This window comes from Actinosynnema pretiosum (genome assembly GCF_024171695.1).
Lineage (GTDB): Bacteria > Actinomycetota > Actinomycetes > Mycobacteriales > Pseudonocardiaceae > Actinosynnema > Actinosynnema pretiosum.
In genome coordinates, this window is record NZ_JAMTCF010000006.1 from 255,528 (window position 1) to 281,217 (window position 25,690).

The 25,690-nt window shown below is 74.4% G+C and carries 19 protein-coding genes and 1 pseudogene; 11 read left to right on the forward strand and 9 right to left on the reverse strand.

Features of this window, described 5'->3' with window-relative positions:
• Nucleotides 1-549: 549 nt before the first annotated feature.
• Nucleotides 550-2,802 carry a hypothetical protein gene (locus tag LV78_RS14395; protein ID WP_253845773.1) on the forward strand — a complete coding sequence of 751 codons (2,253 nt, stop codon included), beginning with the start codon at nt 550-552 and terminating at the stop codon, nt 2,800-2,802.
• A 15-nt stretch (nt 2,803-2,817) separates the two neighbouring features.
• On the opposite strand, the gene LV78_RS14400 is transcribed toward LV78_RS14395, so the two are convergent.
• Nucleotides 2,818-3,165 (reverse strand): hypothetical protein, encoded by a 348-nt coding sequence (locus LV78_RS14400; RefSeq protein WP_253845774.1) that lies wholly within the window; start codon nt 3,163-3,165, stop codon nt 2,818-2,820.
• An 18-nt stretch (nt 3,166-3,183) separates the two neighbouring features.
• Nucleotides 3,184-3,330, reverse strand: a pseudogene (locus LV78_RS40750) (hypothetical protein); the annotation flags it as partial.
• A 294-nt stretch (nt 3,331-3,624) separates the two neighbouring features.
• On the opposite strand from LV78_RS40750, the gene LV78_RS14405 reads away from it, so the two are divergent.
• The 3 genes from LV78_RS14405 to LV78_RS14415 are packed head-to-tail and all read left to right on the forward strand — an operon-like array spanning nt 3,625 to nt 6,822.
• The gene (locus LV78_RS14405; RefSeq protein ID WP_253845775.1) at nt 3,625-4,803 is read left to right on the forward strand and encodes a hypothetical protein; all 1,179 of its coding nucleotides are present in this window, start codon (nt 3,625-3,627) and stop codon (nt 4,801-4,803) included.
• Nucleotides 4,804-4,825: 22 nt separating this feature from the next.
• A complete protein-coding gene (locus LV78_RS14410) occupies nt 4,826-5,803 on the forward strand; it encodes a hypothetical protein (RefSeq protein ID WP_253845776.1) in 978 nt (325 codons plus the stop codon).
• An 11-nt stretch (nt 5,804-5,814) separates the two neighbouring features.
• Nucleotides 5,815-6,822: a hypothetical protein gene (locus LV78_RS14415; RefSeq protein ID WP_253845777.1), complete on the forward strand. Its 1,008-nt coding sequence runs from the start codon at nt 5,815-5,817 to the stop codon at nt 6,820-6,822.
• Between the two features lie 62 nt (nt 6,823-6,884).
• Here LV78_RS14415 and LV78_RS14420 read toward each other — a convergent pair whose 3' ends face one another.
• From LV78_RS14420 to LV78_RS14430, 3 genes are all read right to left on the reverse strand, one after another.
• Complete coding sequence (locus tag LV78_RS14420; protein WP_253845778.1) at nt 6,885-7,334, reverse strand: hypothetical protein; 450 nt, start codon at nt 7,332-7,334, stop codon at nt 6,885-6,887.
• 34 nt (nt 7,335-7,368) lie between these two features.
• On the reverse strand, nt 7,369-7,695 hold the full coding sequence (locus LV78_RS14425; protein ID WP_253845779.1) for a toxin-antitoxin system YwqK family antitoxin: 327 nt from the start codon (nt 7,693-7,695) through the stop codon (nt 7,369-7,371).
• A 126-nt stretch (nt 7,696-7,821) separates the two neighbouring features.
• Entirely contained in the window at nt 7,822-8,133 is a 312-nt protein-coding gene (locus tag LV78_RS14430) for a hypothetical protein (protein ID WP_253845780.1), read from the reverse strand.
• 175 nt (nt 8,134-8,308) lie between these two features.
• On the opposite strand from LV78_RS14430, the gene LV78_RS14435 reads away from it, so the two are divergent.
• Nucleotides 8,309-8,695 carry a hypothetical protein gene (locus LV78_RS14435; RefSeq protein WP_253845781.1) on the forward strand — a complete coding sequence of 129 codons (387 nt, stop codon included), beginning with the start codon at nt 8,309-8,311 and terminating at the stop codon, nt 8,693-8,695.
• Between the two features lie 47 nt (nt 8,696-8,742).
• On the opposite strand, the gene LV78_RS14440 is transcribed toward LV78_RS14435, so the two are convergent.
• On the reverse strand, nt 8,743-10,224 hold the full coding sequence (locus LV78_RS14440) for a serine/threonine-protein kinase (RefSeq protein ID WP_253845782.1): 1,482 nt from the start codon (nt 10,222-10,224) through the stop codon (nt 8,743-8,745).
• Between the two features lie 143 nt (nt 10,225-10,367).
• A complete protein-coding gene (locus LV78_RS14445) occupies nt 10,368-12,842 on the reverse strand; it encodes a DUF4082 domain-containing protein (protein ID WP_253845958.1) in 2,475 nt (824 codons plus the stop codon).
• A 469-nt stretch (nt 12,843-13,311) separates the two neighbouring features.
• Here LV78_RS14445 and LV78_RS14450 point away from each other — a divergent pair, with 469 nt between their 5' ends.
• Entirely contained in the window at nt 13,312-14,193 is an 882-nt protein-coding gene (locus LV78_RS14450) for a PLL family lectin (RefSeq protein WP_253845783.1), read from the forward strand.
• A gap of 172 nt (nt 14,194-14,365) precedes the next feature.
• Here the strand turns inward: LV78_RS14450 and LV78_RS14455 are convergent, their stop codons facing one another.
• Nucleotides 14,366-15,964, reverse strand: a complete 1,599-nt coding sequence (locus tag LV78_RS14455) for a glycoside hydrolase family 64 protein (protein ID WP_253845784.1) — start codon at nt 15,962-15,964, stop codon at nt 14,366-14,368.
• A gap of 292 nt (nt 15,965-16,256) precedes the next feature.
• On the reverse strand, nt 16,257-17,762 hold the full coding sequence (locus LV78_RS14460; protein WP_253845785.1) for a class I adenylate-forming enzyme family protein: 1,506 nt from the start codon (nt 17,760-17,762) through the stop codon (nt 16,257-16,259).
• A gap of 238 nt (nt 17,763-18,000) precedes the next feature.
• Here LV78_RS14460 and LV78_RS14465 point away from each other — a divergent pair, with 238 nt between their 5' ends.
• From LV78_RS14465 to LV78_RS14485, 5 genes are all read left to right on the forward strand, one after another.
• Nucleotides 18,001-19,584: an NAD(P)-binding domain-containing protein gene (locus tag LV78_RS14465; protein WP_253845786.1), complete on the forward strand. Its 1,584-nt coding sequence runs from the start codon at nt 18,001-18,003 to the stop codon at nt 19,582-19,584.
• Complete coding sequence (locus tag LV78_RS14470; protein ID WP_253845787.1) at nt 19,581-20,702, forward strand: alpha-hydroxy acid oxidase; 1,122 nt, start codon at nt 19,581-19,583, stop codon at nt 20,700-20,702. Before LV78_RS14465 ends, LV78_RS14470 begins: the two co-directional genes overlap by 4 nt.
• Nucleotides 20,687-22,141, forward strand: coding sequence for a cytochrome P450 (locus LV78_RS14475; protein ID WP_253845788.1), 1,455 nt, complete (start codon nt 20,687-20,689; stop codon nt 22,139-22,141). The genes LV78_RS14470 and LV78_RS14475 overlap by 16 nt, the downstream gene beginning before the upstream one ends.
• Nucleotides 22,142-22,368: 227 nt before the next feature.
• Nucleotides 22,369-23,637, forward strand: a complete 1,269-nt coding sequence (locus LV78_RS14480; protein WP_253845789.1) for a cation:proton antiporter — start codon at nt 22,369-22,371, stop codon at nt 23,635-23,637.
• A 585-nt stretch (nt 23,638-24,222) separates the two neighbouring features.
• Nucleotides 24,223-25,578, forward strand: coding sequence for a HAMP domain-containing sensor histidine kinase (locus LV78_RS14485; protein WP_253845790.1), 1,356 nt, complete (start codon nt 24,223-24,225; stop codon nt 25,576-25,578).
• The last annotated feature ends 112 nt before the right edge of the window (nt 25,579-25,690 follow it).

Sequence of the window (25,690 nt, forward strand, 5' to 3'; positions counted from 1 at the left end):
GCGGCGGGGTGTGAAGTCCGCTGTGGACGGGTAGGAACCCCGACCGGCGAAGGAACACATGATCAGTCCACTGTGGACTGACTGGTTGCGGTCACCGCCCAGGCCGCGAACTCGCGCGCCGATTCCACGCTGCCGGGGCGGGGTGGGCCATCGGGGGCCCAGCCGAGTTCGCGGTCGGCAGGCACCGGGGTCGGCAGCGGGCGCCGACGCGGGTCGAGCTCGGCAGCGCCCACTCCAGCTCGCCGCGCTTGGACCGCACGCGGGCGGCGCGGGCAGTGGATGGGCCGTGCGGCGCGCCGCACCCGGTTTCCCGGCCGTTCGCCCGGCGTGCGGTTCGGTTCACCGCTGGTTTCGGGTCACCGCAGCGGCGGGCGGGGCGCGCGGGGCGGGTGTGCCCACGACCTGCCCGCATTCCTGCGGTGGGGCGGCGCTTCGGGGTCACTGCGGGTTTCGGGGCGCGCGGGGAGCTGCCTCGGTCCCGGAGCCGGTTCGGCCTAAGCTCTCGGGGGTGATCACGGCGCGGCGCGGGTTGGTTGCGGGGTGTGTTCGATGAGCACCGCGGAGTTCGAGCTGTGGGAGTCGCTCCAGGCGGTCGGGGCGATGGAGCACGGCGGGGCGCGCACGACCATGCTGGAGCAGCTGGTGCGCAGGGCCGCCGCAGAGGACCAGCCCCGCGCGGGGCTGGCCGCGCGCCGGATGCTCGCCGACGCGCACCGCGACGACGGCCGGTGGCCCCGCGTGTTCGAGGAGCTCAGGCTCGCGCTGCGCGAGTACGACCGCAAGCCGTGGCGGTTCTCGCCCGAGGACGAGGCCGGGTTGTTCGACTGGTACGCGGCGCTGGTGCGGCGGATGGTCGACTTCCCCTCGTTCGGCCTGGCCGAGATCACCGCCGCGCTGGGCGACGTGGAGCGGCGGTGCCGGGAGCGCGGGCACGGGCTGCGGTCGGTGCACGCGGCGGCGCGGGCGATCGCGGCGCACCGGGGTGACTGGGAGGCCGAGGAGCGGGCCCACGTGCAGTGGGTGGCGGCGGGCGGCGCGGACACCGAGGACGGCGGGTACCGGGCGGTCGGGGTGGAGCGGATGCTGCTGCGCGGCGACGAGGCGGCGGTGGCGACCGCGCACGCGCTGGCCGGACCCGTGCTCGCCGATCCCGCCGCGAACGACCTGTTAGCCCTGAAGGTGCGGTGCGCGATGCTGCTGCCGCTGGCTCGGGCCGGGATGGGCGAGCGGGCGGCGCTGGCGTACCGGCGGGTGCTGCGCGGGCTCAGCGGGCGGGCGCGGGCGGTGGAGGAGCACGGGCGGGTCGTGGAGTTCTGCGCGCTGACCGGCAACGAGGACGCGGCCGTTGACTGGTTGGGGCCGATGCGCGGGTTCGAGGCGCGGGAGCGGCCGTCGGCGGTGCTGGGGTTCGCGACGTCGGTGGCGGTGCTGGCGGAGCGGGTGGTCAGGGCCGGGCGCGGCGACACGCAGCTGGACCTGGGCGCGGGCGATCCGAACTCGGTGCCGTTCGCGGTGGTGGCGCGGCGGATGCGGCGGCTGGCGCTGGAGCTGGCCGAGGAGTTCGACGCCCGCAACCGCACGTCGGCCGTGGGCGACCGGGTGCGGGCGCGCCTGGCCGCGCCCCCGGTGACCAGGTTCCTGCCGCTGACCCCGACCTCCCGCCCCTGCCCGGACGTGCTGCCGCCCGCCGGGCTGGACGACGGCGAGCTGCTGGACCTGGCCGAGTGGCACGACCTGCGGTGCGAGCAGGAGCAGGCGCGGGCGTGCCTGGCGGCGGTGGGCGACGAGCTGCCCAAACCGCTGGCGGGGCGGCAGGCGGAGCTGCGGGCGCGGTTCTGCCAGGGCGAGGAGACCGAGCTGCGGATGCGCTGGGCGGCGCAGGTGCACCTGCGCCACGGCGACCCGCGCAGGCACCTGCTGAACCACTGCTGGCTGGGCGTGTGGGTGATCGGGTCGGGGCGCGGGGCCGAGGGGTTGGCGCTGACCGAGGAGTCGGTGGAGCGGCTGCGCGAGGTCGGCGCGCCGGACGCGGTCGGGTGGGGCGAGCACTGGTACGCGCACGCGCTGCGGGCCGTGGGGCGGACCGACGAGGCGCACCGGGCGCTGGAGCGTGCGGCGGTCGCGGCGCGGGAGGCGGGCGACGCGGTGCTGGCGGCGGCGGTGGGGGTGCGCGAGGCGGCGTGGCGCAACGAGGACGGGCGGCAGGCGGCGCAGGCTCGGGAGCACGCCGTGGCGGCGCTGGACGCGGCGGTGTCGGTGGAGGCGTGGGAGCGGGCCGTGGAGGCGGTGGAGGAGGTGCGGCGGGCGCACGAGGAGCTGGGGCGCGGGCCCGCGGAGCTGCGGCGGTTCGCGGAGCGGCGGTTGCGGGGGCTGCCCGCCGGGCGGTTGGCGGGGCACTTGCGGTACCTGCGCGGGGTGGCGCTGGTGGAGGTCGATCCGGGCGCGGCGGCCGATGATTTGAACGAGGCGGTCGGGCAGGCGGTGGTGCGGGGGGTGGACACGGCGGAGCACTGGTACCAGCTGCTGCGCGCCGACCACGCGGCCGCGCGGTGGGAGGACGCGGTGGACGCGGGGGTGCGGGCCTCGGGGTGGTTGGACCACCTGGTGGAGGTCGAGGGCGAGGGGTGGGCGGAGCGGGCGGACGAGTGCCGGTTCCTGGTGGCGCGGAGCTACCAGGCGATGGGGGACCGGGAGGCGGCTTTGCGGGAGTACCGGCGGTTGGCGAGCGGGGCGGGGGTGTTGGCGGCGGCGGCGTTCATCGCGGGGGCGGAGGTGATGGACGGGGTGGGGGAAGGGGGGTGAGGTGAGGCGGGGGCACTACTTCCAGTAGCTGTCGTTCATCAGGGGATCTGCGACGACCACCACGGCGGGCCGGGGCGATCCACCGAGGTAGCGAATGGCGTTGTTGCACCTGCTTCCCCGAGCGGCGGACCCCCTTCCGTTGGCGGCGCCGTCCAGGATCACCCCGATCGCGTGGCAGTTCCCCTGCGCGTCGACCAGAACGCCGCCGTCCATGTTCGTGAGCTGGGCAGCGAGGGCCTTCAACCGTGGGACGTCCAGTGCGGGCTCGGGCAGGTGGCCCACGCCGTCCTTGACGGTGAACAGCACCGCATCGTCGTGCGCCAGCTCCCACACACCGCGTTCGAGCAAGGTCGAGACGAACACCGATTCCGACGTCGGGTCTTAGTCCGGGGAGACCTCCCCCAGGCCGTAGGCCTTCTCACCGTCGCACAGCAGGGCGCTGTGCTCCCCCGTCGCCTCGATGAGCTTGCGCGTGGCGCGGGAGTCCCTGAAGGCAACAGGGCGAGCCAAGCGGAGCTTGCAGCGGACAGCCGGGTTCTCCTCGCGCGGCGAAGACGATCCGCCCGTCCCCCCACCTGTTCTCGTAGGGCAGGACCGACATGTCGTTCAAGTAGAACTGGTGCTCTCTCCCGTAAAAACCACCACACCGGGCGAGCACGCCCATGAACATCCGGTTCGTCGCGTTCCTGGCGATCTCACCGCAGGCGACCCCGACCCACCTCCGCTCACTCCGGGTCACGACGAACATACCCGCCGAAAAACCGCTTTCCCTTGCCCAGCCCGAAAACCGCCCCCCGCCTTCCCGTTGGGACAATGCCCCCTATGGGGGACATCGACTTCTTCGCCGACCTGCTCACCACCGGCACCCTCCTCGGCGTCGACCACACCAGCTCCTTCGACGAGGTCCGCGACCGCCTCGGCCCCGAGTGGTTGCCGCAGGACGACGTCCCCGGTTCCACGCACTGCCGCCAGGACGAGCTCGCCACCTTCTGCTGGACCCGCCTCTACGTCCCCCGGCACGTCGGCGAGTGGCGGTTCTCCTGGTTCGGCGCGCTTCCCCGGTTGCTCCCCCGCCTCACCCAGGTCGACCGGGTGATCACCGAGCGGTACGGGCCCTTCCGGCGGGCTCTGCTGCACGAGCGGGAGTTGCGGGCGGCGGTCGGGGCGCGCGGGTTCGCCGTGGAGGAGCTGCCTCGGGAAGCCGGTGGGCACCGGGTGCTCTGGGCGCCCGCGACCGGGATGGTGGCGCTGGTCGAGCCCGACTCGTACCCGCCGTCCTGGGAACTTGCCCGCCGTCCGCCCTCGCCGTACCCGCCGGGCGCGGTGCTGTGCGTGACGCACGACCGCGAGGGCGCCGACTACGGGGTGCTGCAGAAGGCCCGGCCGCGCGAGCAGGAGTTCCACGCGCTGGCGCACCGGGTGCGCGGGATGACCGAGGTCGACCCCGACTGGGTGCGGGAGCAGTCCGCCGGGCAGGACCTGCGGGACTGGTGGCGGGTGCTGCGCCGCCGGGTCGGGGGCGTGGCGGGCGACCGGATGGCGGTGAGCGTGCTGCGGCTGGACCGCGCGGTGTTCGAGCTGGGCGTGGTGCCGCCGGACGAGGTCGCCGTGACGCGCGCGCTGTGGGCCGCCGAGGCGCCGTGGACGGGCGGGCAGGTGCCGGACGGGGTGCCGCCCGAGGCGATCCTGGCCGACTGGCTGGCCGCCGTGCCGCCGCTCGCGGCGGTCGAGGCGCTGTGCGACCGGCGGTTGGACGAGCCGCGCACCCGGCAGGCGCGCGTGCTGCGCGACCAGCTGCACGTGCTCGCCGACCTGCTGCCGATGCTGGACCGCAGGTCGGTGGCGCTGCTGCGCCCGTGGCTGGAGCTGCGCCCCCGGTTGCTGTCGGGCCGCGACGTGAGCGCGGCGCCGCCGGGGCCGGTCGTCGGGTTGGAGACGCTCAGGGCGGAGCCTGCGCAGCGGCGTTCGCTGCTGGGGCGGCTGCGGGGTGCGAGCCGCTGACCGGGCGGGGAGCATCCGGGGTGTGAGCGACCTGGACTTCCTCGCCGACCTGGTGACCACCGGAACCGTCCTCGGGCTGGACCACACCAGCGGCGTGGACGAGGTGGTCGCGGTGTTCGGCGACCGGGTCGCCCCCGGCCGCCCGAGTCCGAGCACGCCGCTGGTCGACTTCGCCTGGTCGCGCGGCCCGCTCGGCTGGGAGGTCGACCGGTGCGAGGCGCAGGCGCATCGGCTCGGCTACCTGGGAGGCCGGGTCGGCGACCCGCTGGTGGCGCGCTACGGCCCGTTCCGGCACGAGCCCCTGCCGCTGGACGAGCTGGTCGACGCGGTGGGGGCGCGCGGGTTCGCGCTGGTGGAGCTGACGGGGCCGGGGGCGCGGCACCGGGAGCTGCTCGCCCCCGCCTCGGGGGTGGTCGTCCGGGGCAGGGGGGACGCCGACGGGTCGGTGCGGTCGGCGTGGATCGGGGCGGGTGGGCGTCGCAGGGCCGCGCTGCACCGGGCGGCCGGGCGGGAGGCGGAGTTCCGGCGGGCCGCGCAGCGCCTGGTCGCCGTGCCCGAACCGCTGCTGCGCGAGCGCCTGTCCGCGCGCGTGGGCGACGACCGCGAAGCGGAGTGGGCCGGGTTGTCCGCAGCCGTGCGGTGGTCGACCGGGCGGGCGCAGGTCGAGCGGCGCGCCAGGGTGTTCCGGGTGGCGGTGGAGGTGGGGCCGGTCCCGCCGGGCGAGGCGGCGCTGCTCGTGGCCCGCTGGATCCGGCGCCGACCCGAGCTGGCCTGGCGCACCCCGGACCAGGCGGCGCGGGACTGGCTCGCCGCCGCGCCCGCGAACCCCGAGGCGCTGTGCGACCGGGTGCTCGACGAGCCCGGCACGGCGGCGGCGCGGGCGCTGCGCGACCAGGTGCACGAGCTGCGCCTGCTGATCCCGCTGCTGTCCCCCGACGTCGCGGACGAGCTGCGCCCGTGGCGGGAAATGCGCTCCCGCCTGCTGGCACCGTCCTCTTAGGATCACCGTCCGTGAGCGATCTGGACTTCTTCACCGACCTGGTGACCACCGGAACCGTCCTCGGCCTGGACCACACCAGCGCGGTCGACGAGCTGCGCGCCGCGTTCGGCGACGACGGCGACCCCGAGCTGATCCGGGGGGACGTCCTGGTCAACGGGCTGCCGCTGGTCGAGTTCGGCTGGTGGCGGGGTCCGCGCGGGTGGGAGATCACCTACTTCGGCGGCCAGCCCCTCCGGTTGCGCTACCTGGACGGGGAGGTCGGCGGTCCCCTCGTCGACCGGTACGGCCCCTTCCGGCACGGGGACCTGCTGCTGGACGAGCTGGTCGCGGCGGTGGAAGCGCGCGGGTTCGGGCTGGTGGAGCTGCCGCACCACGACCCGGCGTACACCAGGCTCGGCTCGGTGGGCGGGGTGGACGTGCTGGCCGTGCGGGACGCGGCGGAGGCCGGGCACGGGGTCGACGGGCAGGTGCTCAAGGTGCTGGGCACGCCGCTGTCCTGGCGGCAGCGCGCCTGGGCGCGCGCGGAGCACCGGCTGGAGGAGTTCCGGCGGGTGGCGCGCGGGTTCTACGAGGTGTCCGAGGCGCGGTTGCGGGACCGGCTGGTCGAGCTGGCCGGGCGGGTGGACCCGGAGGCCGAGTGGGCGGGGTTGTCCAGCGCGCTGCACTCGACCAACGCCGGGGAGCTCACCGAGCGCCGGGCCAGGGTGACGCGGGTGGCCGCCGAGGCCGGGCTCGTCCCGCCGGGCGAGGCTGCGGTGACGGCGGTCGAGTGGCTGCTGGACGCCCCGGACCTGGCCTGGCGCACCCCCGACCAGGCGGCGCGGGACTGGCTCGCCGCCGCGCCCGCGAACGCGGAGGCACTGTGCGACCGCAGGCTCGGTGAGGCCGACACCCGTGCCGCCCGCCTGCTGCGCAACGAGCTGCACGGCCTGCGCCACCTGCCGCCGCTGCTGTCCCCGGACGTCGCGGACGCCCTGCGGCCGTGGCTGGAGCTGCGGCCCCGGCTGCTCGCGGGGTGACCGGCGGAACCGCTGGTGGAGCCATGCTCACCGCGAGCCGTCACGACCAGTCGAAGTACTCCTCACGAGCGGGGTCGCTCTTCCCGCGCGCCCGCCGCGAGAGCAACCGGCCCCCTCGGTGAGGGCCCACAGCGGTGGATCGACGAGGCCGAGGCCGCCCCGTCCACCACCAGGTAGGAAGACCCCGCGGCGTCCAGCACGACCAGCATCCCCTCGGCGTCCACCATCCCGTGCCCGCCCTCGTCGCCACTGCCCAGCCGGGCGGCGTCGTGCTCGTCGAGGCAGTCCAGGGCGTCCCGCTTGCTCTCGCCGTCGAGGACGCCCCCGAAGGAAGACCCGGAAAGCCACATGCCGGGTTCACGTCCCATGAGCCGCAGCACTTCGCGGAGCGCGGCGGGAACGCCTGAAGCCCGCTGCGCACGCGCGACCCCGTCGATCTCCTCCGCCGAGGCGCCGACGACCTCGTCCGCGCGAAAGCCCTCGGCCACCACCCGCGCGAAGGTGTCCCGCACCCGCTGAACCACGACTGCGACGCGGCAGGATGCGTCAAGGGGTGTCGGGGAAGGTGTCGACCAGCAGGGCTCCGTCGACGTCCCACTCGCGACGGGCGACGTGGCCGCGCTCGTCGAAGAGGTCCTCCCTGGCCAGCCTGCCGCTGGGGTGCCAGCGGCGGTGCAGGCCGACCGACAACCCCATCCGCATCACCCCTTCCTTGTAAGGGCCGCCGTCCGGGTATGTCTCCCTATAAGGGCCGTCGTAGTAGCCCGAGGTGCAGGTGTAGAGCGTGATCACGCTGCCGTCCTCGCGCAGCTCGACCACCTCGCCGGTGTACGGCTCGCCCCCGTGGAGGACGAACTCGCCGTCCTCGTCCACGTCGTCGGCTTCAACTCGCGTGAGGGGACTCTCCCCTCAGGGTGTGCGGACGGGCAGCGGGGAAATCGGGGTGCAGCACGTCCAATCCGGCCGGAGCCTGCGCCACCAGCGGATTCTCGCCAGCCATCACCCGGCCCCGTTGATGTCGCGGAAGGTCTGCGCGACCCCGTCCTCCATCTCCCGGTACTGCCGCACCGCGCCCTCGATCTCGGTCCCCGAGGCGTCCAGCGCGTCCACCGCCCCGCCCAGCGCGGTCAGGCCCAAGCTCTCCACCGGGTCCAGCATCATCCGGAACGGCTGGCACAGGATGCCGTAGGCGTCCGTCGGCATGCTGACCGTGCGGGCCGCGTCCACCGCGCCCTGCACCCGCGTGCTGAGGTCCGCGAGCTGCCTGCCGTGCACGGCCAGCTGCTCGGCGACGATCTCGTAACCGCTCATGCCCGCTCCCCCGTCGCGCCGCGCCCCCGCCGGGCGGTTCCCGCAGTGATCGTAAGCCGGCCCCCGCAGCGGGAACCGCACTTCGGACAAACCCGTGCTGACCTGCGCGAAGATCACGACCCCGGACGCCCGGCGAGCGTTCGGGAGCCGGACGTGATCAAGCTAGGGTGTCCTCATGGGTTACACCGACGAGGAGAGCCGGACGCTGCGCACCGCCGTCTACGGCGCGATGGTGCTGGTGTCGGTAGCGGACGAGGGCGCGCTCGACCAGGAGACGCACGCGGGCGTGCGGGCGATGGCCGCCCTGCCCGACGAGGTGCGCGCGGCGATCTCGGCGGACGCCCCGGAGCTTCCGGGCGGCACGGTGGCCGAGGTGGAGCACGGGGTGCTCGCGGCGCTGCGCCAGTCGTTCGCGCTGGTGGCGTACCGCGCGCCGCAGGACGCGGAGGCGTTCGCCGACGCCGTGGTGGAGATCTGCCGCGAGGTGGCGACCGCCGACGGGAGCGTCGCGCAGGCCGAGCACGCGGCCGTGGTGAGGATCAGGACCGCGCTGAACCGCTGAGCGGGCCGGGGTGGGGCGGCCTCCTCGGCCACCCCACCCTGCGGGTCTCAGCCGCGCGCGCTGCCGGTCCGGTCGGCCCCGTCCTTGTTCGCCAGGACGCACACGACCTCCTTGGCGCCGATCGCGTCGCCCTCCTTGTACTCCCACTCCTCCTTGGTGGGGGCCATGGCGTAGAACACCAGCGCGTCGCGCTTGTCGGCGCTCACCCGCACGGTCCGCGCGTGCAGGTCGCAGTAGTGCAGCGCGTAGTCCCGGAACCACTCCTGGCCGGGATAGGGCACCGCGAGGCCCTTCTCGGCGCGGTCGTAGAACGGGGTCTCCGCCGCGTAGCGCTCGATCTTGTGCGGCTGCGAGCAGTCCACGTTCTGCTGCCAGTCGAACGCCGCGCCCTTGTTGATCAGCTTGGTGCCGCAGCCCTGCTCGCCCATGGCCCACACCGGGATGTCGCCCTGCCTGCCGAAGCTGAAGAACGTCACGTCCAGCTCCGTCTTCGGCGCGTCCGACCCGGTGGTCGGGGTGGACCCGGCGGCCTCGGTGGAGTCGGACAGGGCGCGCCCGGCGAAGAACGCGCCGGTGGCCAGCAGCAGCGCCACGACGCCCGCGGCGATCAGCACCGGCGCGCGCTTGGCGGGCTCGGCGGGGGCGGGCCGGACCTGGCCGGTCTCGGCGGTGGGACCGGCGGCGACGGCCACCGGCCTGGTCGCGTTGCCGGACAGCAGCGCGGCGGCCTGGGTCGCGGTGAGCCGGGCCCTGGGGTCGGCGGCGAGCAGGCCCGCGATGGCGGCGGCGACCGAGCCGTGCGCCAGGCGCAGCTGCGGCGTCTCGTTCATGATCGCGTGCAGGGTGGACGCGGTGGAGGTGCGCTGGAACGGGGCCGCGCCCTCGACCGCGTAGGCCAGGGTCGCGCCGAACGCCCACAGGTCGGAGGCCGGGGTGGCCGCCTCGCCGCGCACCCGCTCCGGGGACAGGTAGGCGGGCGAGCCGATGATGGCGTTGTTGAGCGTCAGACCGGGGTCGTCGACGGCCTGGGCGATGCCGAAGTCGGTCAGCTTCACCTGGCCGTCCGGGCACACCAGGATGTTGCCGGGCTTGACGTCGCGGTGCACGATGCCCGCGCCGTGCGCGGCCTGGAGCGCGGAGAGCACCCGCAGGCCGATGCCCGCCACGTGCTCGGCGGGCATGGGGCCGTTGCGCTTGACCAGGGTGTCCAGCGGCTGCCCCTCCACCAGCTCCATGACGATGTAGGTCACGCCGTTCTCGACGATCACGTCGAACACGGTGACCACGGCGGGGTCGTTGAGCGCGCCCGCCGTGCGGGCCTCGCGCAGCACCCGCTGCTGGAGCACCTGCACCTCCTGGGGCGGCAGCCCCTCGGGCAGGTGCAGCTCCTTGATGGCGACCTTGCGGTTGATGAGGTTGTCGTGGGCTCGCCAGACCACGCCCATCGCGCCCCGGCCCAGCTCGGCCAGCAGCGCGTACCGGTTCCCGATGATCCTCGGCGCCGCAGCGCCTTCCTGTGGACCGCTCACGGCGTCGTTCAACTCCAGGTTTGTGCTCGCGTGCAGGGATTCGCGGGGCTGACGTTACTCAGCGATTGGTCCGGACGTGGTAGGACCCACGCCCGGACCGGGGAACCCCTACTGCGACGCCCCCTGCGCGGGGCGGGTTCCGCTCACCTCCCGCCGACGGTGAAAGACCAGGTCACCGGGGTGGGCAGGACGTTCCCGGCGACGTCGGCGGTGCGGATGGAGACGGTGTGGACACCGGTGGCCATCGGCGCGTCGGGCGTCCAGAGCAGGGTCAGGCCGTCCGGGCTGGTGGTGAGCCCGCCCGCGACCGGCACCCCGCCGGGACCGGTGACGGCGACGGAGCTGCGGGCGGCGTCGAGCGGTTCGCCGAAGGAGGCGACGACGGTGGTGAGCGGGTCGACCTCGACGGCCCCGGCGAGCGGGGTGCGGGAGGTGGGGGCGGGCGGGGTGGTGTCGGCGCTGGGGGTGTAGACGGCGTCGACCCAGTAGTTGTTGCCCTGGTAGCTGCGGGTGGGGAAGCCCGCGCCGGGCAGGTAGACGCCGACGCCGTCGCTCTCCCAGTCGGCGGGGGCCGGGGTGCGCAGCGGCGGGGTGTCGACGAGGGCGCGCTGGAAGTAGCGCTCGTCGAGCGACCAGCGGCCGTTCGGGGCGGTGTAGGAGGCCACGTAGACCTCGCCGGGCACCACGACGACCGGGGTCGCGAAGGTCAGCGACTGCCAGCCGCTCGCGGTCTCGCCGGTGAACGTGCCGGTGGCGAGCCTGCGCCCGTCGGCGGACCACAGGGAGCCGGTGTGCGTGCCGGTGTTGCCGGGGCCCTTGTGGAAGCGGACGCCGGTGACCTTGCCGGGGGTGGTCGGGGTGAAGCGCACGCCCAGCTCGTGCGCGGTGTCCTCGCCGCTGGTGGGCGGGCCGGGGGCGGTGGCGGTGCTGAACAGCGAGCACGGGCAGCGCGGCGCGGCGGTGGTGAACGACCAGGCGCCCGGTTCGGCGAGCGGGTTGCCGTTGACGTCGGCGGCCATGACGCGGGCGGTGTAGCGGGTCGCGCCGCGCAGCGCGCCGTCCGGGCGCCAGGTGACGGTGCGCAGGTCGGCCGACAGGGACACCGAGCCGCGCAGCCGCGCGCCCGCCGGGTCGGTCAGCCGCACCTGGGCGGAGGCCGGGTCGACGGGCTCGCTGAACGTGGCGGACAGGGGCGCGTCGACGGCGTCGCCCTCCGGGGCGCGGTCGAGCAGGGTCGGCGGGGTGGTGTCGCCGTTGAAGCCGTTGCGGTAGAGCACGTCCACCCAGTAGTTCGCGCCCTGCGCCGAGGACGTGGGGAACCCGCCGCCGTAGCGGTAGAGCCCGTTGGGGCCGCCGTCGCCGTCGGCGGGCAGGTGCGCCGCGCCGTGGGTCGCCTCGCCCGCGCGGAAGTAGCCGAGGTCGGCGGCGTAGTGGCCGTGGGGCGCGTGGTAGGAGACGACGTAGTCGGTGGCGGCCTGCACGACGACCGGCGAGGTGAACCTGAGGGTCTGCCAGCCCTCGGCGGTCTCGTCGGCGAACGCGCCGGTGGCCAGCAGCACGCCGTTCCCGGACCACAGCGAGCCGGTGTGCGCGCCGGTGTTGCCGGGGCCCTTGTAGAAGCGCACGCCCAGCACCTCGGCGCGGCCGTCGAAGCGGACCCTGGCGCCGAGCTCGACGGCGGCCGGGTCGGCGCTGGCCGGGGTGTTCGGCGCGACGGCCTCGTCCCACACCGAGCAGGGGCAGCTCGCGGGTCTGGGTGCGGCGGTGGTGAACGACCAGGTGTGCGCCCTGCGGTTGCCCGCGCCGTCGTGGACGACGACCTCGGCGCGGTGCGGGGCGCCGCCGGGCAGCGGCGAGTCGGGGACGAACGTGGTGGTGCGCCGGTCGGCGGAGGTGGTGACCGCGCCCGCGACGGGGCCGTCCGGTCCGGTGACGGCGAGGGCGGCGGTGTCCGGGTCGACCGGCTCGTCGAAGGTGGCGGTGACCCGGCCGGACGGCGGGGCGCTGGAGGCCCCGTCGGCGGGGGTTGCGCCGACGAGCGCGGGCGGGCGCAGGTCGGGGCCGGGTTCGGCGGCCCACAGCACGTCGACCCAGTAGTTGCTCGCCCCGGAGCGCTGGTCCGGGAAACCGCCGCCGCTGCGGAAGGCGCCCGCGCCGGGCGCGGTGAGCGGGTCGGCGCGGCGCGGGGCGGTGAAGTAGTCGGGGTCGACGGAGAAGTGGCCGGTGGGCGAGAGGTAGGACACCAGGTGGTCGACGCCCGCCGGGACCGCGACGGGGACCGGGAACAGCAGGGTCTGCCAGCCGGTGTCGGTCTCGTCGGCGAACGTGCCGGTGGCGAGCCTGCGCCCGTCGGCGGACCACAGGGAGCCGGTGTGCGCGCCGGTGTTGCCGGGGCCCTTGTAGAAGCGGACGCCGAGCGCGTAGCCGTCGCGGTCGGCGCGCCAGGCGAGGCCCAGCTCGACGGCGGAGGGCTCGGCGGCGTCGAGGACGGCGGGGGTGTCGTGGTCGTCCCACAGCCCGCAGGGGCAGGTCGGCTCGGCGGTCGCGGGCGCCGCGAGCGCGGACAGCGCCAGCAGGGCGCAGATCAAAGCGCGTAATACGGCGCTGGACAGGGACATCGCGTTCACGCCTCTCCCGTGGCCACGGTGGCTCGTGGCGGTGGACGTCCGGGAGATCGAGGGTGGGAGTGATCTCGTTACGGGGTGGGCCGTTCGGCCGCGCGGGCCCGCGACCTGCGCGTTCGCTCGTTCTCGGCGGGATGGGCCGGGCGGCCCAGCCGGGGTGGCGGCGTTCGGCGGCGGGCGGCGCGTCCCGGTGGCGCGGGCCGGGACGGGCGCCGCGAACCGCGCCGATGATTGTTATTTCCGGTCATGAATCGCCCTGCCGAGCGCGGCGGGCCGCACGATCCGGCGGTGATTCTCACCCCGTTCCACCACGTCGGCGACGGCGAGCGAGCGTTAGCCGCGTTTTCCTCCCGGTTCGGGTAAAAATATTACCGCCCATTCGACAATGCGCCCGCGTGTTAGCTTCGGAAATCGTTCTAGGCATTCCCGCAATGACCGGAGGGTTGCTGTGCGCACTCGGCTGGTGAGGGTGGTCGTCGCGGTGGTCGCGGCGCTGGGCGTGGTGGGCGGGACGGCCGTGGCGGCGCCGTCCGCGCGGGCTTGGTACGGCTGGTCGAGCATGGGAGGGCGCGTCACGTCGGGCCCGGCGGTGTCGTCGTGGTCGCAGGGGCGGCTGGACCTGTTCGCGCGGGGCGAGGACTCGGCGGTCTGGCACAAGTGGTGGAACGGCTCGTCCTGGTCCGGCTGGGAGTCCCTCGGCGGGAACATCGTCGACAACCCGGCGGCCGTGTCGTGGGGCGAGGACCGGATCGACCTCTTCGCGCGCGGCACGGACAACGCGCTGTGGCACAAGTGGTGGGACGGGTCCCGCTGGTCGGGCTGGGAGTCGCTCGGCGGGGTGATCACGGCGGGACCGGCGGTGTCCTCGTGGTCGCAGGGGCGGCTGGACGTGTTCGCCAAGGGCGCCGACAACGCCGTCTGGCACAAGTGGTGGAACGGCTCGTCCTGGTCCGGCTGGGAATCGCTGGGCGGCGCCGTCATCGACAACCCGGCGGCCGTCTCGTGGGGCCCGAACCGGATCGACCTGTTCGGCGCGGGCATGGACAACGCGCTGTGGCACAAGTGGTGGAACGGGTCCTCGTGGTCGGGCTGGGAATCGCTCGGCGGGGTGATCACGGCCGGGCCGACGGTGTCCTCGTGGGCGAGCGGCAGGCTCGACGTGTTCGCCAAGGGCACCGACAACGCCTTGTGGCACAAGTGGTGGAACGGCTCGTCCTGGCTCGGCTGGGAGTCGCTGGGCGGCACGTTCCAGCACGCGCCCACCGCCGTCTCGTGGGGCCCCGGCCGGATCGACGTCTTCGTGCAGGGCATGGACAACGCGGTCTGGCAGAAGTGGTGGGCGTGACCGCTCCGAGCGTGGCGGGGAGCCCCGCCACGACCGGGGCGAGCGCCGTGCGAGGAGCCGCGACAGGGGGAGCGGCCCGCTGACCAACCGGCGCACGGGAGAAGGAAAGCGGGGTGGGCGCGGTTCGGCGACCGCGCCCACCCCGCCCCTCGTCATCGGGCTACCCGGTGGGTCAGCCCTTGTGCCACTTCTGGTTCGGGTTGCCGAGGCACTCCCAGAGCTGGAGCACCGCGTCGTTGCCCGGCGTCTCGGCCGGGATGTCCAGGCACTTGTTGGACTGCGGGTTCACCAGGTCGCCCGCGCCGGAGAGCACCCACTGCTGCGCCCCGTTGCCGCTGCACGCGGCCAGCTGCACCGCCGCGCCGTTGGTGCTGGAGCCCCAGGCGACGTCGACGCACATGTTGTTGTCGGTCTTGAGCTGGCCACCGGTCCACTCGAACTTCTGGTTGGTGCCGCCCGTGCAGTCCCACACGATCAGGCGCTGGCCGTCGGCGAAGTTCCAGTTCGGCACGTCGACGCACTTGCCGTGCCAGTCGGAGACGATGCTGGTCTTGCTGCCGGGGTTGGTCCCGCCGCCGCCGGTGAACGGGGTCAGCGTGATGCCCGCGGAGCGCGGGTCGCCGTCGTGCACCAGGGACTCCTGGGCGAGCACGTCGTCGAACGCGAAGCCGTAGGCGCGGCCGTCGACCATGTTCTGGTGCACCAGGCGCGAGTAGTGGTTGGTGATGGCGCCCTTGTAGAAGTCCGCCGGGCCGCCGCTGGGCTGGGTGTCCAGCGTGCCGAGGGTGGAGCGGTGCAGCGCCGCGCACAGGGTGCGGGCGATGGGGCCGACCACCTGGTCGTTGGGCGCGGCGAGCGCGCCGTCGCAGCCCCACACGTTGGACGTGGACGGCTTCTGGAACGTGGCGACCCGCTGGCCCGCCGTGTTGGTGAACGTCATGGTGCTGCCCGAGGTGCGGCCGAAGTACTTGATGCTCGGCTGGTCGCCGAACGGCACGACGGTCAGCGTCTTGCTGGTGTAAGCGTTCCACGCCTGGGTGATGTACGGGTCCAGGTAGGTGGCGCTGAACAGCCCGGCCTCGGCGGCCTTGCCCGGCGCGAGGACGCGCAGGACGGTGCCGTCGGAGCGGGTGCGGACCAGGCCGCTCCAGCCCGACTGCGACTTCAGGCCGTTGATGACGTTGTCGCGCCCGTTGGCCTTGAGCGCGCCGGTGGTGCGGGTCTGGCCGCTCGCGCCGGTGACGCTGACCGAGTGCGGCACGGCGAACATGTCCACCTGCGAGCTGTTGATCCACAGGCCCGCGTCGTTGTAGGTGAACTCGCTCCAGTCGAACAGGATGTTGGTGTTCGGGTCCGACGGGTTCCACGGCGCGGGCTGCACCAGGCCGCTCGGCGGGAGGAAGAACTTCAGCTTCTCCCCGAACGACATGTAGACGCGGCCGGAGATGAAGCGCGGGATGCGCAGGGTGGTGGACCCGCCGTTGGCCGGGCCGTTGATGGAGACGTCGGGCGCGGGCACGGGCGGGGTGGCGCCGCCGGACCAGGGGGTGAAGGCGCCCGCCTGGTTGACGTAGCCGAGGCGGCCGTTGCGGATGTCGGTGCCGAGCACGTAGAGGTGCACCGAGCCGGAACGGCCGCTGCTGTTGGTGACGGTGAGGGGGAGCAGGTCCGGGCCGATCGCCTGGGCGGGGCCTGCGGGTCCTGCGACGGTCGCCGCGGCGGCTGCGGTGAGCGCCAGGAGGGCGGTGGCCCACCTCGACGTGGTGCGCATCGGGAACTCCTCGTGAGCAGGATGGGGTTTCCCTACCTCGCGGCGGTGAGGCGCGGGTGCCGGTGGCGGCTGTGGTGCGGGTGGTGCCGGTGGTGCGCAGGGGTCGGACGGGTGTCCGAGCGCTCCGTGAGAGCGCTCTCTTAGGTTTGTAGGTGGACTAGACCTCTGTCAAGAACCAGCACCGCAGTCGAGGGGTTTGCCTGGTCAGCGCGCGGCCGATCAGACAAATCCGACAACTGTTGACAGTTTGCAGCCGTTCGTTCGGTGGGTTCCGCTCCCCCGTCCGGACCTGCTAGCCCGCGTGGTCGAGCAGCGCCAGGAGCGCCCGCTTGTCCGGCTTGCCCCCTGGCAGCAGCGGGACGGCCGCCACCGCCGTCACGGTGCTCGGCCGCGCGCCCGCGCCCAGCTCGCCCGCGACCAGCTCGCGCAGCGCGTCGGCGTCCGGGACCGCGCCCGCCCTCGGCACCACGAAGGCGTGCACCGCCTCCCCCGTCCGCTCGTCCGGTGCGCCGACCGCGTAGGCCTGGTCCACGTCCGGGTGACCCGCGAGCACCCGCTCGATCGCGCCCGCGTGGTGCAGCACCGCGTCCACGATGATCACGTCCCGCGCCCGGCCGGTCAGGTGCAGGAAGCCGTCGGCGTCCAGCGCGCCCAGGTCGCGGGTGCGCACCCAGCCGTCGCGCAGCACCTCGGCGGTGCGCTCGGGGTCGCGCCAGTACCCGGCGAACGCGCAGTCCACCCGCACCAGCACCTCACCCGCGACGCCGGTCGGCACGTCCGCGCCGTCGCCGTCCACCACCCGCACCCGCACGCCCGCCCACGGCCGCCCGACCGAGCGCACCGCGTCGGGGCTCCGCCGCACGTCCTCTGCGGTGAGCACGGTGAGCATCCCGGTCTCGGTCTGCCCGTAGGCCTGCCGCACGACGTCGCCGAGCAGCTCGTGCGCCTGCGCCATCCGGTGCGGCGCGAGCGGGGAGCCCGCGACGAGCAGCAGCCGCAGCGACGAGGTGTCCACGCCGCCCGCGCGCACCGCGTCGAGCACGTGGTGCAGGCGCGGGACGGTGAGCAGGCAGGCGGTGCCGCGCAACCTGCCGAAGTCGGCGGGCAGGTCGGGCAGGCCGGACTCGGGGACCACGGCCGTGCCGCCGCCGAGCAGGCACAGGCCCAGGTGCTCGAACATGACCGCGCTGGCGAGCGTGCCGAACAGCAGGAACCGGGAGTAGCGCTCGGCGTGCTCGCGCACCCGCGCGTCCCACCGGTCGGGCTGCCAGGCCCAGTAGGCGGAGAGCGCGGCGTAGGTCATCACCACGCCCTTGGGCCGCCCGGTGCTGCCGCTGGTGTAGGTGACCAGGGCGGCGTCGTCCGGCCTGCCCAGCGGCGTCAGGCGCGCGCGGCTCGCGGCGGGCAGGTCGGTCTCCAGCACGACGGGCTTCGCGGCGGGTGCGGCGGTCCGCAGGTCCGGGTGGTCGCCCTCGGCGTCCACGACGAGCAGGTCGACGTCGCCGACCACGTGCGGCAGGTGGGCGCGGCCAAGGCCCTTGCGGACCATGACGACGCGGCAGCCCAGCGCGTGCGCGGCGATCTGCGCGGCGAAGCCCTCGGCGGTGACGCCGACCGCGACGGCCACGCCCGTGCCGGGTCCGGCGCCCGCGCCGCGCAGGGCGGAGGCGGTGCGGCGGACGAGGTCGAGCAGCTCGCCCCTGGTGGTGACGCGCGGCCCGCGCTCGAAGGCGGGGCTGTCCGGGTCGTGGGCCAGCTCGTCCAGCAGGGCTTGCGGGAAAACCTGGGCGGAAGGCATGTGGTCTCCATTCGGTTGGGCTCGCCGGTCGATTCGCTGCCACCTCGTGGCGGATTTCGAGACGATTCGACAGGTTCTCGACAGCATTTCGGCGGGGAGTGCCCCCGCCCCGTTCGCGTAATTTTTCGAACATCTCCCCGAAGTCCGGGGCGTTGACGCGGGAACGACTTTCCACTAGAGGTTATTAAACGTTCAACCAGCAATTCCAGGTTCGCCCACGGCAAGAGGAGGAAGCCCGGTGCCCACCGAAGAGGCAGTCGACTACCTGGTGATCGGAGCAGGTCCGGCGGGCCTGCAGGCGGGCTATTTCCTGGCGAAAGCCGGACGCAGCTACCTGGTGGTCGAGTCGGGCGAGGCCGCGGGCGCCTTCTTCACCCGGTTCCCCCGGCACCGCACGCTGATCTCGATCAACAAGGTGCACACCGGGTGGGACGACCCGGAGCTGCGGCTGCGCAACGACTGGAACTCGCTGCTGTCCGAGGAGCACGAGCCGCTGTTCACCCGGCGGACCCCGCGCTACTTCCCGCACGCCGACGAGATGGTCGGCTACCTGGCCGACTTCGCGGCCACGCACGGCATCGACGTGCGGTACGGCACGCGCCTGGTCGAGATCACCCGACCGGACGACTTCGTGGCCCGTGACCAGCACGGGAACACCTTCCGGGCGAAGCGGGTGATCGCCGCGACCGGGGTGTCGCTGCCGAACGTGCCGGACTTCGAGGGCGCGGAGCTGGCCGAGCGCTACGACGAGTTCGACACCGACCCGGAGAGCTTCACCGGGCAGCGCGTGCTGATCGTCGGGCGCGGCAACTCGGCGTTCGAGACCGCCGACAGCCTGATCGCGAACGCCGCCGTCATCCACGTCGCGGGCGCCGGGTCGCTCAAGCTCGCCTGGCGCACGCACTTCGTCGGCCACCTGCGCGCGGTGAACAACAACTTCCTGGACACCTACCAGCTGAAATCGCAGAACGCGATCCTGGACGGCAAGATCCGGCGAATCCGGAAGGACGCCGACGGGTACCACGTCGAAGTGGTGTTCGAGCGGGTGAACGAGATCGTGAAGGAGATCCGGTACGACCGCGTGGTGCTCGCTACGGGATTCCGCTTCGACGCTTCGGCCTTCGCCCCCGAGTGCCGCCCCGAGCTGACCATCAACGACCGGTTCCCGGCCCAGACCGAGACCTGGGAGTCGCCGAACGTCCCGGACCTGCACTTCGCCGGGACGATCACCCAGGTGCGCGATTTCAAGAAGTCGACCAGCGGTTTCATCCACGGCTTCCGCTACGGCGTGCGCGCGCTGCACCGAATCCTGGAGCACCGGCACCACGGTGTCCGGTGGCCCGCGCTGGACCTGGGGACGAAGGTCGAGGCGGCGGTGGACGAGGTGGTGCGGCGGGTGAACACCTCGTCGGCGCTGTGGCAGCAGTTCGCGTTCCTGGGCGACGTGGTGCTCCAGTCGCCGGACGGGTCGCTGCGCTACGCCGAGGAGGTGCCGGTGGACCACGCGGCGGCGGCCGTGCCGCGCGGCGACTTCGGCGAGGTGGCCAGGCACGCGGTGATCACCCTGGAGTACGGGGCGGACCACGACGCGGTCGACCCGTTCGACGTGACGGCCGGGCGCAAGTCGCAGGACGACGTGCAGGGGCTGGACGGGCGCTACCTGCACCCGGTGGTGCGGGTCTACGAGGGCGCCGAGCTGGTCGGCGAGCACCACGTGACGGAGAACCTGGAGAACGAGTGGGACAGCGAGGCGGTGCACCAGGCGCCGCTGCGCGAGTTCCTGTCGGAGCACCTGGGGGCGCCCGCCCCCGCGCTGTCGTGACCTCGGCGCACGCGCCGACCGGGTCGACCTGGGCGCCGGGCGCGCTCGCTGATCTGCACGAGCGCGCCCGCGCGGCCCTGTCGCCCGAGTTCTACGACTACGTCGCGGGCGGCGCGGGCCGGGAGCGGGTGGTGGCGGGCAACGAGCGGGCGTTCGACCGGCTCGCCCTGCTGCCCAGGGTGCTGCGCGGGCGCGCCGCGCGGGACACCGCCGTGGCGCTGCCGGGCGCGCGGCTGGGGTTCCCGGTGCTGGTCTCGCCCACCGCGTTCCACCGCCTGGCGCACCCCGACGGCGAGCTGGCGACCGCGCGCGCCACCGCCGCCGCAGGCACCGCGCTGATCACCGGCATGGCCGCGACCACCCCCGTCGCGGCGGTGGTCGCGGCGGCGCGCGGGGTCGACGCGGGCGCGGCGGTGTGGTTCCAGCTGTACCTCCAGCCCGACCCGGCGGTCACCGCGTGCCTGGTGCGCCGGGCCGAGGACGCCGGGTGCTCGGCGCTGGTGGTGACCGTCGACTCGCCGGTGTTCGGCCGCCGCGAGCGGGACCTGCGCAACGGGTTCACCGACCTGCCGCCGGGTTTCGCGGCGGAGAACATGCGCGACCTGCCCGGCTCACCGCCCGGCGGGACCAGCCCCATCGGGATGTCCGCCGACTCCTCGTGGGACGACCTGGCCGGGCTGGTCGCGTCCACCCCGCTCCCTGTGCTGGTCAAGGGCGTGCTGCACCCGGCGGACGCGGAACTGGCGGTGCGCGCGGGCGCGGCGGGCGTGCTGGTGTCCAACCACGGCGGCAGGCAGTTCGACGCCGTGCCGCCCGCCGTGACCGCGCTGCCCGCCGTGGTGGACGCGGTCGCCGGGCGGGTCCCGGTGCTGGTGGACGGCGGGGTGCGGCGCGGGTCGGACGTGGCCGTGGCGCTGGCGCTGGGCGCGGCGGCCGTCGGCGTGGGCAGACCGGTGGTGTGGGGGTTGGCGGCGGACGGCGAAGCGGGGGTGCGGCGGGTGCTGGAGGTGCTGCGCGACGAGCACGACCACGCGCTGGCGCTGTGCGGCGGGCGCTCGAACGCCGACCTGACCCGCGACCTGGTGGTGGACGTGGACGCGCCGTGGACCGCGCGGTGAGGGCGTCGACGGCGGTCAGGGCGCTGGCCGCCGCCGCCGCGGTGAGCGCGCCGCGCTGGTTGCCGCAGCGCGTGGTGGCCCTGCGGGGGAAGGTGTTCGAGAAGGTCAACGGGGACCGGGTGCTCACCCTGCCCGACGAGCGGCACGGCCCCGAGGTGTTCGAGCGGGTCTACGCCGACCCGGCGGCGGACGGCCGCAGCCGGGGCGCGGGCCTGTCCGACCTGTTCTGGTACTGGCTGGCGCCCGGCCCCGAGGTGCACCAGGAGCACCTGGAACCGGGTCCGCGCTACGAGGACGTCGCCCGGTTCACCAGGGCGATGGTCTCCGGTCCGTCCGGTCCGCTCGCCGAGGCCGCGACCCGCGCGACGGCCGCCGCGCTGGACGCCCTGCCGCACGGCCGGGTGAGCCTGGTGCGGTTGCGCGACCTGATGATGCCGGTGTGGGCGGAGTACTTCTACGGGCTGGTGTTCGGCGAGCCGTGCCCGCCGCGCGCCCGCGACCTGATCGTGGGGCACGCGGACGACGTGGTCACCGCGCTCAAGTGCACCGGGCTGCGGAACATGCGGCGCAGGGCGCGGCTGACCCGCTACCTGCGGCGGCGCGTGGCGGCCGGTGACGTGGTGCGCCCGCTTCCGGACTCGCTCGGGCCCGAGGAGAAGGTGCACTTCCTGCAGGGCACGTTCTTCAACACCGCCGTGGTGCAGATGTCCGAGGGCATGGCGCACCTGCTGCTGGCGATCGCGCGGCGCCCCGAGGTGCAGGCCAGGCTGGTCGCCGAGCCCGAGGACGACCGGTACCTCGGGCACGTGCTGGACGAGGTGCTGCGGCTGTACCCGCTGTTCGGCATCGCGCACCGGATCACCAGCGGCGAGGTGCGGCTGGGCCCCGGCGAGGTGCTGCCCGCCGGGTCGGTGGTGTGCTTCAGCTACCCGGAGTACCACGCGACCGGCTACGAGCGGCCCGACGAGTTCGTGCCGGAGCGCTGGGAGTCGCTGTCGGCGCGCGAGGCCCACCACATCCCGTTCGGCGTGGCGGCGAACCGCCCGTGCCCGGCGTGGCGGATCGCGCCGCTGGCGATGAAGGCCGCGACCCGCGAGGTGCTGCGCCGCTACCGCCTGGACTCGCCGGTCTCCCACACCCGCTCCATCCCGCACCGCGCCCCGTGCCTGCTCGTCCCGCGCGACGCGCCGCGGCGGCCGGGGCGGGTGGCGGCGCTGCGCGGGTTCCTGCGGGTGCGGGACCGGTGGGAGGACGTGGCGCGCAGCCTGGTGCAGCTGGTGCTGGGCACGGTGATGGTCCTGGACGCGCGCAGGCTGCGGCTGGCGGGGAGGTACTTCGACGCCCTGGACGCGGCGGGGGTGGGGCCGGGCGACCCGGCCGCTCCCGACGCGCGCACTCCCCATCGGACCGGTTCCCCCGCCCGGCGCCCGTCCCCCTGACGGGCGCTCCCGACGGCCGCTCCCCAGCGGCGGCTCCCACCACCGGTCGTTCCCCGAGCGGCCACGCCCACGCGGCCGTTCCCACCCTGCGGTCGTCCCCACCAGTGATCGCCCCACGGACGGCGCCCCTCCCCGCGTGACCGCCCCGGCCCGGCCCGCCGCGTCCGGGCCCACCGGCGCCGTCCCCTCCCCCCGTACTCCCCACCCCACCTCCCGGAGGGCTTCCTGTGACCCCCACCCAACTGGCGCCCGCGTTCTTCCTCGCGGTCGTCGTGGTGCTAGTCGTGTGCCGCGTGGTCGGTCTGCTGCTGCGCCTGATCGGCCAGCCGCCGGTGGTCGGCGAGATGGTCGCCGGCGTCGTGCTCGGTCCCTCGGTGTTCGGGGCGCTGCTGCCCGGCGCGTCGGCGGAGCTGTTCCCGCCCCAGCTGCGGCCGGTGCTGTACGTGGTCGGGCAGATCGGCCTGGTGGCGTTCATGTTCCGGGCGGGCTGGGAGTTCCGGGTGGACCGGCTGGGCGCGGTCGCGCGGTCGGCGGGCCTGGTCTCGCTGGCGGGCGTGCTGGTGCCGCTGCTGCTGGGCGCCGGGCTGACCTGGGCGGCGGCGGGCAACCCGGCGCTGTTCTCCCCGGACACCCCGGTCCTGGTGTCGGTGCTGTTCGTCGGGGTCGCGCTGTCGATCACGGCGTTCCCCATGCTGGCCAGGATCATCACCGAGCGCGGGCTGTCGGACACCCGGTTCGGGACGCTGGCGATGGGGTCGGGCGCGATCGACGACGCGGTCGCGTGGGTGCTGCTGGCCGGGGTGCTGAGCATCGCGGCGGGCAGCGCCGGACCGGTCGCGCTGGCGGTCGGCGGGTCCGCGCTGCTGGTGGTCGGCCTCGCGCTGGCGCTGCGGTCGCGCCCGAGGACGGTGGCGCTGGCCGAGCGGATCGGCGCGGAGGACCTGCTGCTCGTGGTGCTGGGCGTGCTGTTCCTGATCGCCTGGTACACCGACACGATCGGGTTGTACGCGGTGTTCGGGGCGTTCAGCCTCGGCGTGGTGTTCCCCCGGTCGGAGCGGCTGGACCGGGCCGTGGAGTCGCTGCGGCCGGTGGGCGCGCTGTTCCTGCCGCTGTTCTTCACCTACTCGGGGCTGAACACGGACTTCGCGCTGCTGGGCAGCGTCGAGGCGCTGGTGTTCACGGTGGTCTGCGTGCTGCTGGCGGTGGCGGGCAAGTTCGGGGCGTGCTGGATGGCCGCGCGCCTGGTGGGCGAGCCGCAGCCGGTGGCGCTGCGGGTCGGGGCGCTGATGAACGCGCGCGGGTTGATGCAGCTGATCGCGATCAACGTGGGGCTGGCGGCGGGCATCGTGACGCCCGCGCTGTTCAGCGCGCTGGTCGTGGTGGCGCTGGTGACGACGATCATGGCCACGCCGCTGCTGGCGCTGTTCGACCGGCGGGACCGGGCGCGCGGCACGGTCGTGGCGGACGAGGTGACGGGCGTGCCGACGCGCGGCTGAGCAGGGCTCGACGTGCGCGCGCCCCCGGACCGGCGAGTCGTCGGTCCGGGGGCGCGCTGGCGGGGTGGGACGGGTCAGCACCCACCCTCGCGAGCATCAGGGAAATATATGCACACCGACCCCTACTTTCCGCATTTCTTTCAGCTTTCTGGAGTTCTGTCGAAAAATGCTGCGCATTCCTGGGGAACAGGATCACTCTGAGCAGCGCGGGCAGGAGTGCGGGCCCACCGCGTGGCCCCGGCCGGTCCAGCCCGCGGCGCGGGCCAGTGGCCAGAGGGCGCGCCAGGTGGGCGCGCGGTGGTCCGGTCTGAAGGTCCTGCCGCAGTTGTCGCAGATCAGGGTGATCGGGTTCGGTGCGCTGGCGGTGGGGATCGCGGTCACGGTGGCGGATTTCTGCCTTCTTCACGGGGAACGGGCACCGGCCGCTTCCGCCCGGCCGGTGCCCGTGTTGGCGCACCCTGCATCGTTGTCGACCGCTACCGGTGCGCGCACCGGAAACCGCTTCGGGCAACCTTGCGATCACCTTGCGATCCGCTGCGGTACCGGTGTCGCGGGGGCACGCTGGCACGCGGTCGAGGAGGTGTTGTGCCGAAGTTGTCGCTGCGCAGGCGCGTCGCGGTGCTGCTCGGATCGGGTTCGCTGCTGATCACGAGCACGCTGTCGTTCGCCACCTGGAGCCTCACGTCGGAGTACCTGCTCCGCCAGCGCGAGCAGTCGGCCACCCGCCAGGCCGAGGTGAACGTGAAGCTCGTGGAGGCCGCGCTGGTGACCGGGTCGGCGGGGTTGGAGGAGCTGCTGACCGGGCTCACCACCGGCCCGGACTCGACCGTGCTGGTGCACCGGGGCGACCGGGTGCTGGCCAGCGGCAGGCAGGTGCGGCCGGAGTCGGTGCCCGGCGAGCTGGTCGCCCTGGGCAAGCACGGCACGCCCGCCACGCAGCGGCTGCGCGTCGAGGGGGTGCCGGTGCTGGCCGTGGTGCTGCCGCTGGGCACGCCCGACGGGGTGTACGTGGAGCTGGCGCCGCTGGTGCAGCTCGACCGGACGTTCCGGTTCCTGAGCGCGCTGCTGGTCGCGGGCGCCCTGGCAGGGGGCGCGCTCGGCACGGCGCTGGGCTTCTGGGCGAGCGGCAAGGCCCTGCGCCCGCTGTCCGAGCTGACCAGGGCGGCGGCGAGGGTGGCGCGCGGCGACCTGGCGGCGCGGGTGCCCGAGCAGAGCGACCCGGACCTGGACCAGCTGGCGACCTCGTTCAACTCCACCGCCGACGCCCTGGAGCGGCGGGTGCTGCGCGACGCGCGGTTCGCGGGCGACGTGAGCCACGAGCTGCGCTCCCCGCTGACCACCATGGTCAACGCGGCGGCCGTGCTGCGCAGGCGCGGCGCCGAACTGGACGGCACGGCGGGCAAGGCCCTCGACCTGCTCACGTCCGAAGTGGACCGCTTCGCCCGGATGGTCGTGGACCTGCTGGAGATCTCCCGCTCGGCGGAGCACGAGCTGACCGACCCGGACCCGATCGACGTGGCGGAGCTGCTGCGCAACGTGCTGGGCGCGAGGCGCTCGACCGTGCCGCTGGACGCGGTCGACGAGGGCGTGGTGGTGCTCGGCGACCACCGGATGCTCGACCGGGTGGTGAGCAACCTGCTGGACAACGCCGAGCGGCACGCGGGAGGAGCGGTGCGGGTCGGCGTGCTGCGGCGGGGCGACCGGGCGCGCATCGAGGTGGACGACGCGGGCGCGGGCGTGCCGGAACAGCTCCGGGAGCGGATCTTCGAGCGCTTCGACCGCGGCGCGCGGGCGGGCAGCCGGGGCGGCGCGGGCGGGAGCGGGCTGGGGCTGGCGCTCGTGGCGCAGCACGTGCGACGACATGGTGGAGTGGTGCTCGTCGAGGAGCGTCCCGGTGGCGGGGCGCGGTTCGCCGTGGAGATCCCGGAGGCAGGCGCGTGAGACGTGGAGGGGCGGGGCTTGGTGGTGGGTGGTCCGGGGGCGGGTGGTCCGGGGGCGGACCGCGCGTCGGCGGGCGGCGTGGTGATGAGCTGCGAGGTGGTGGGGGGTTCGA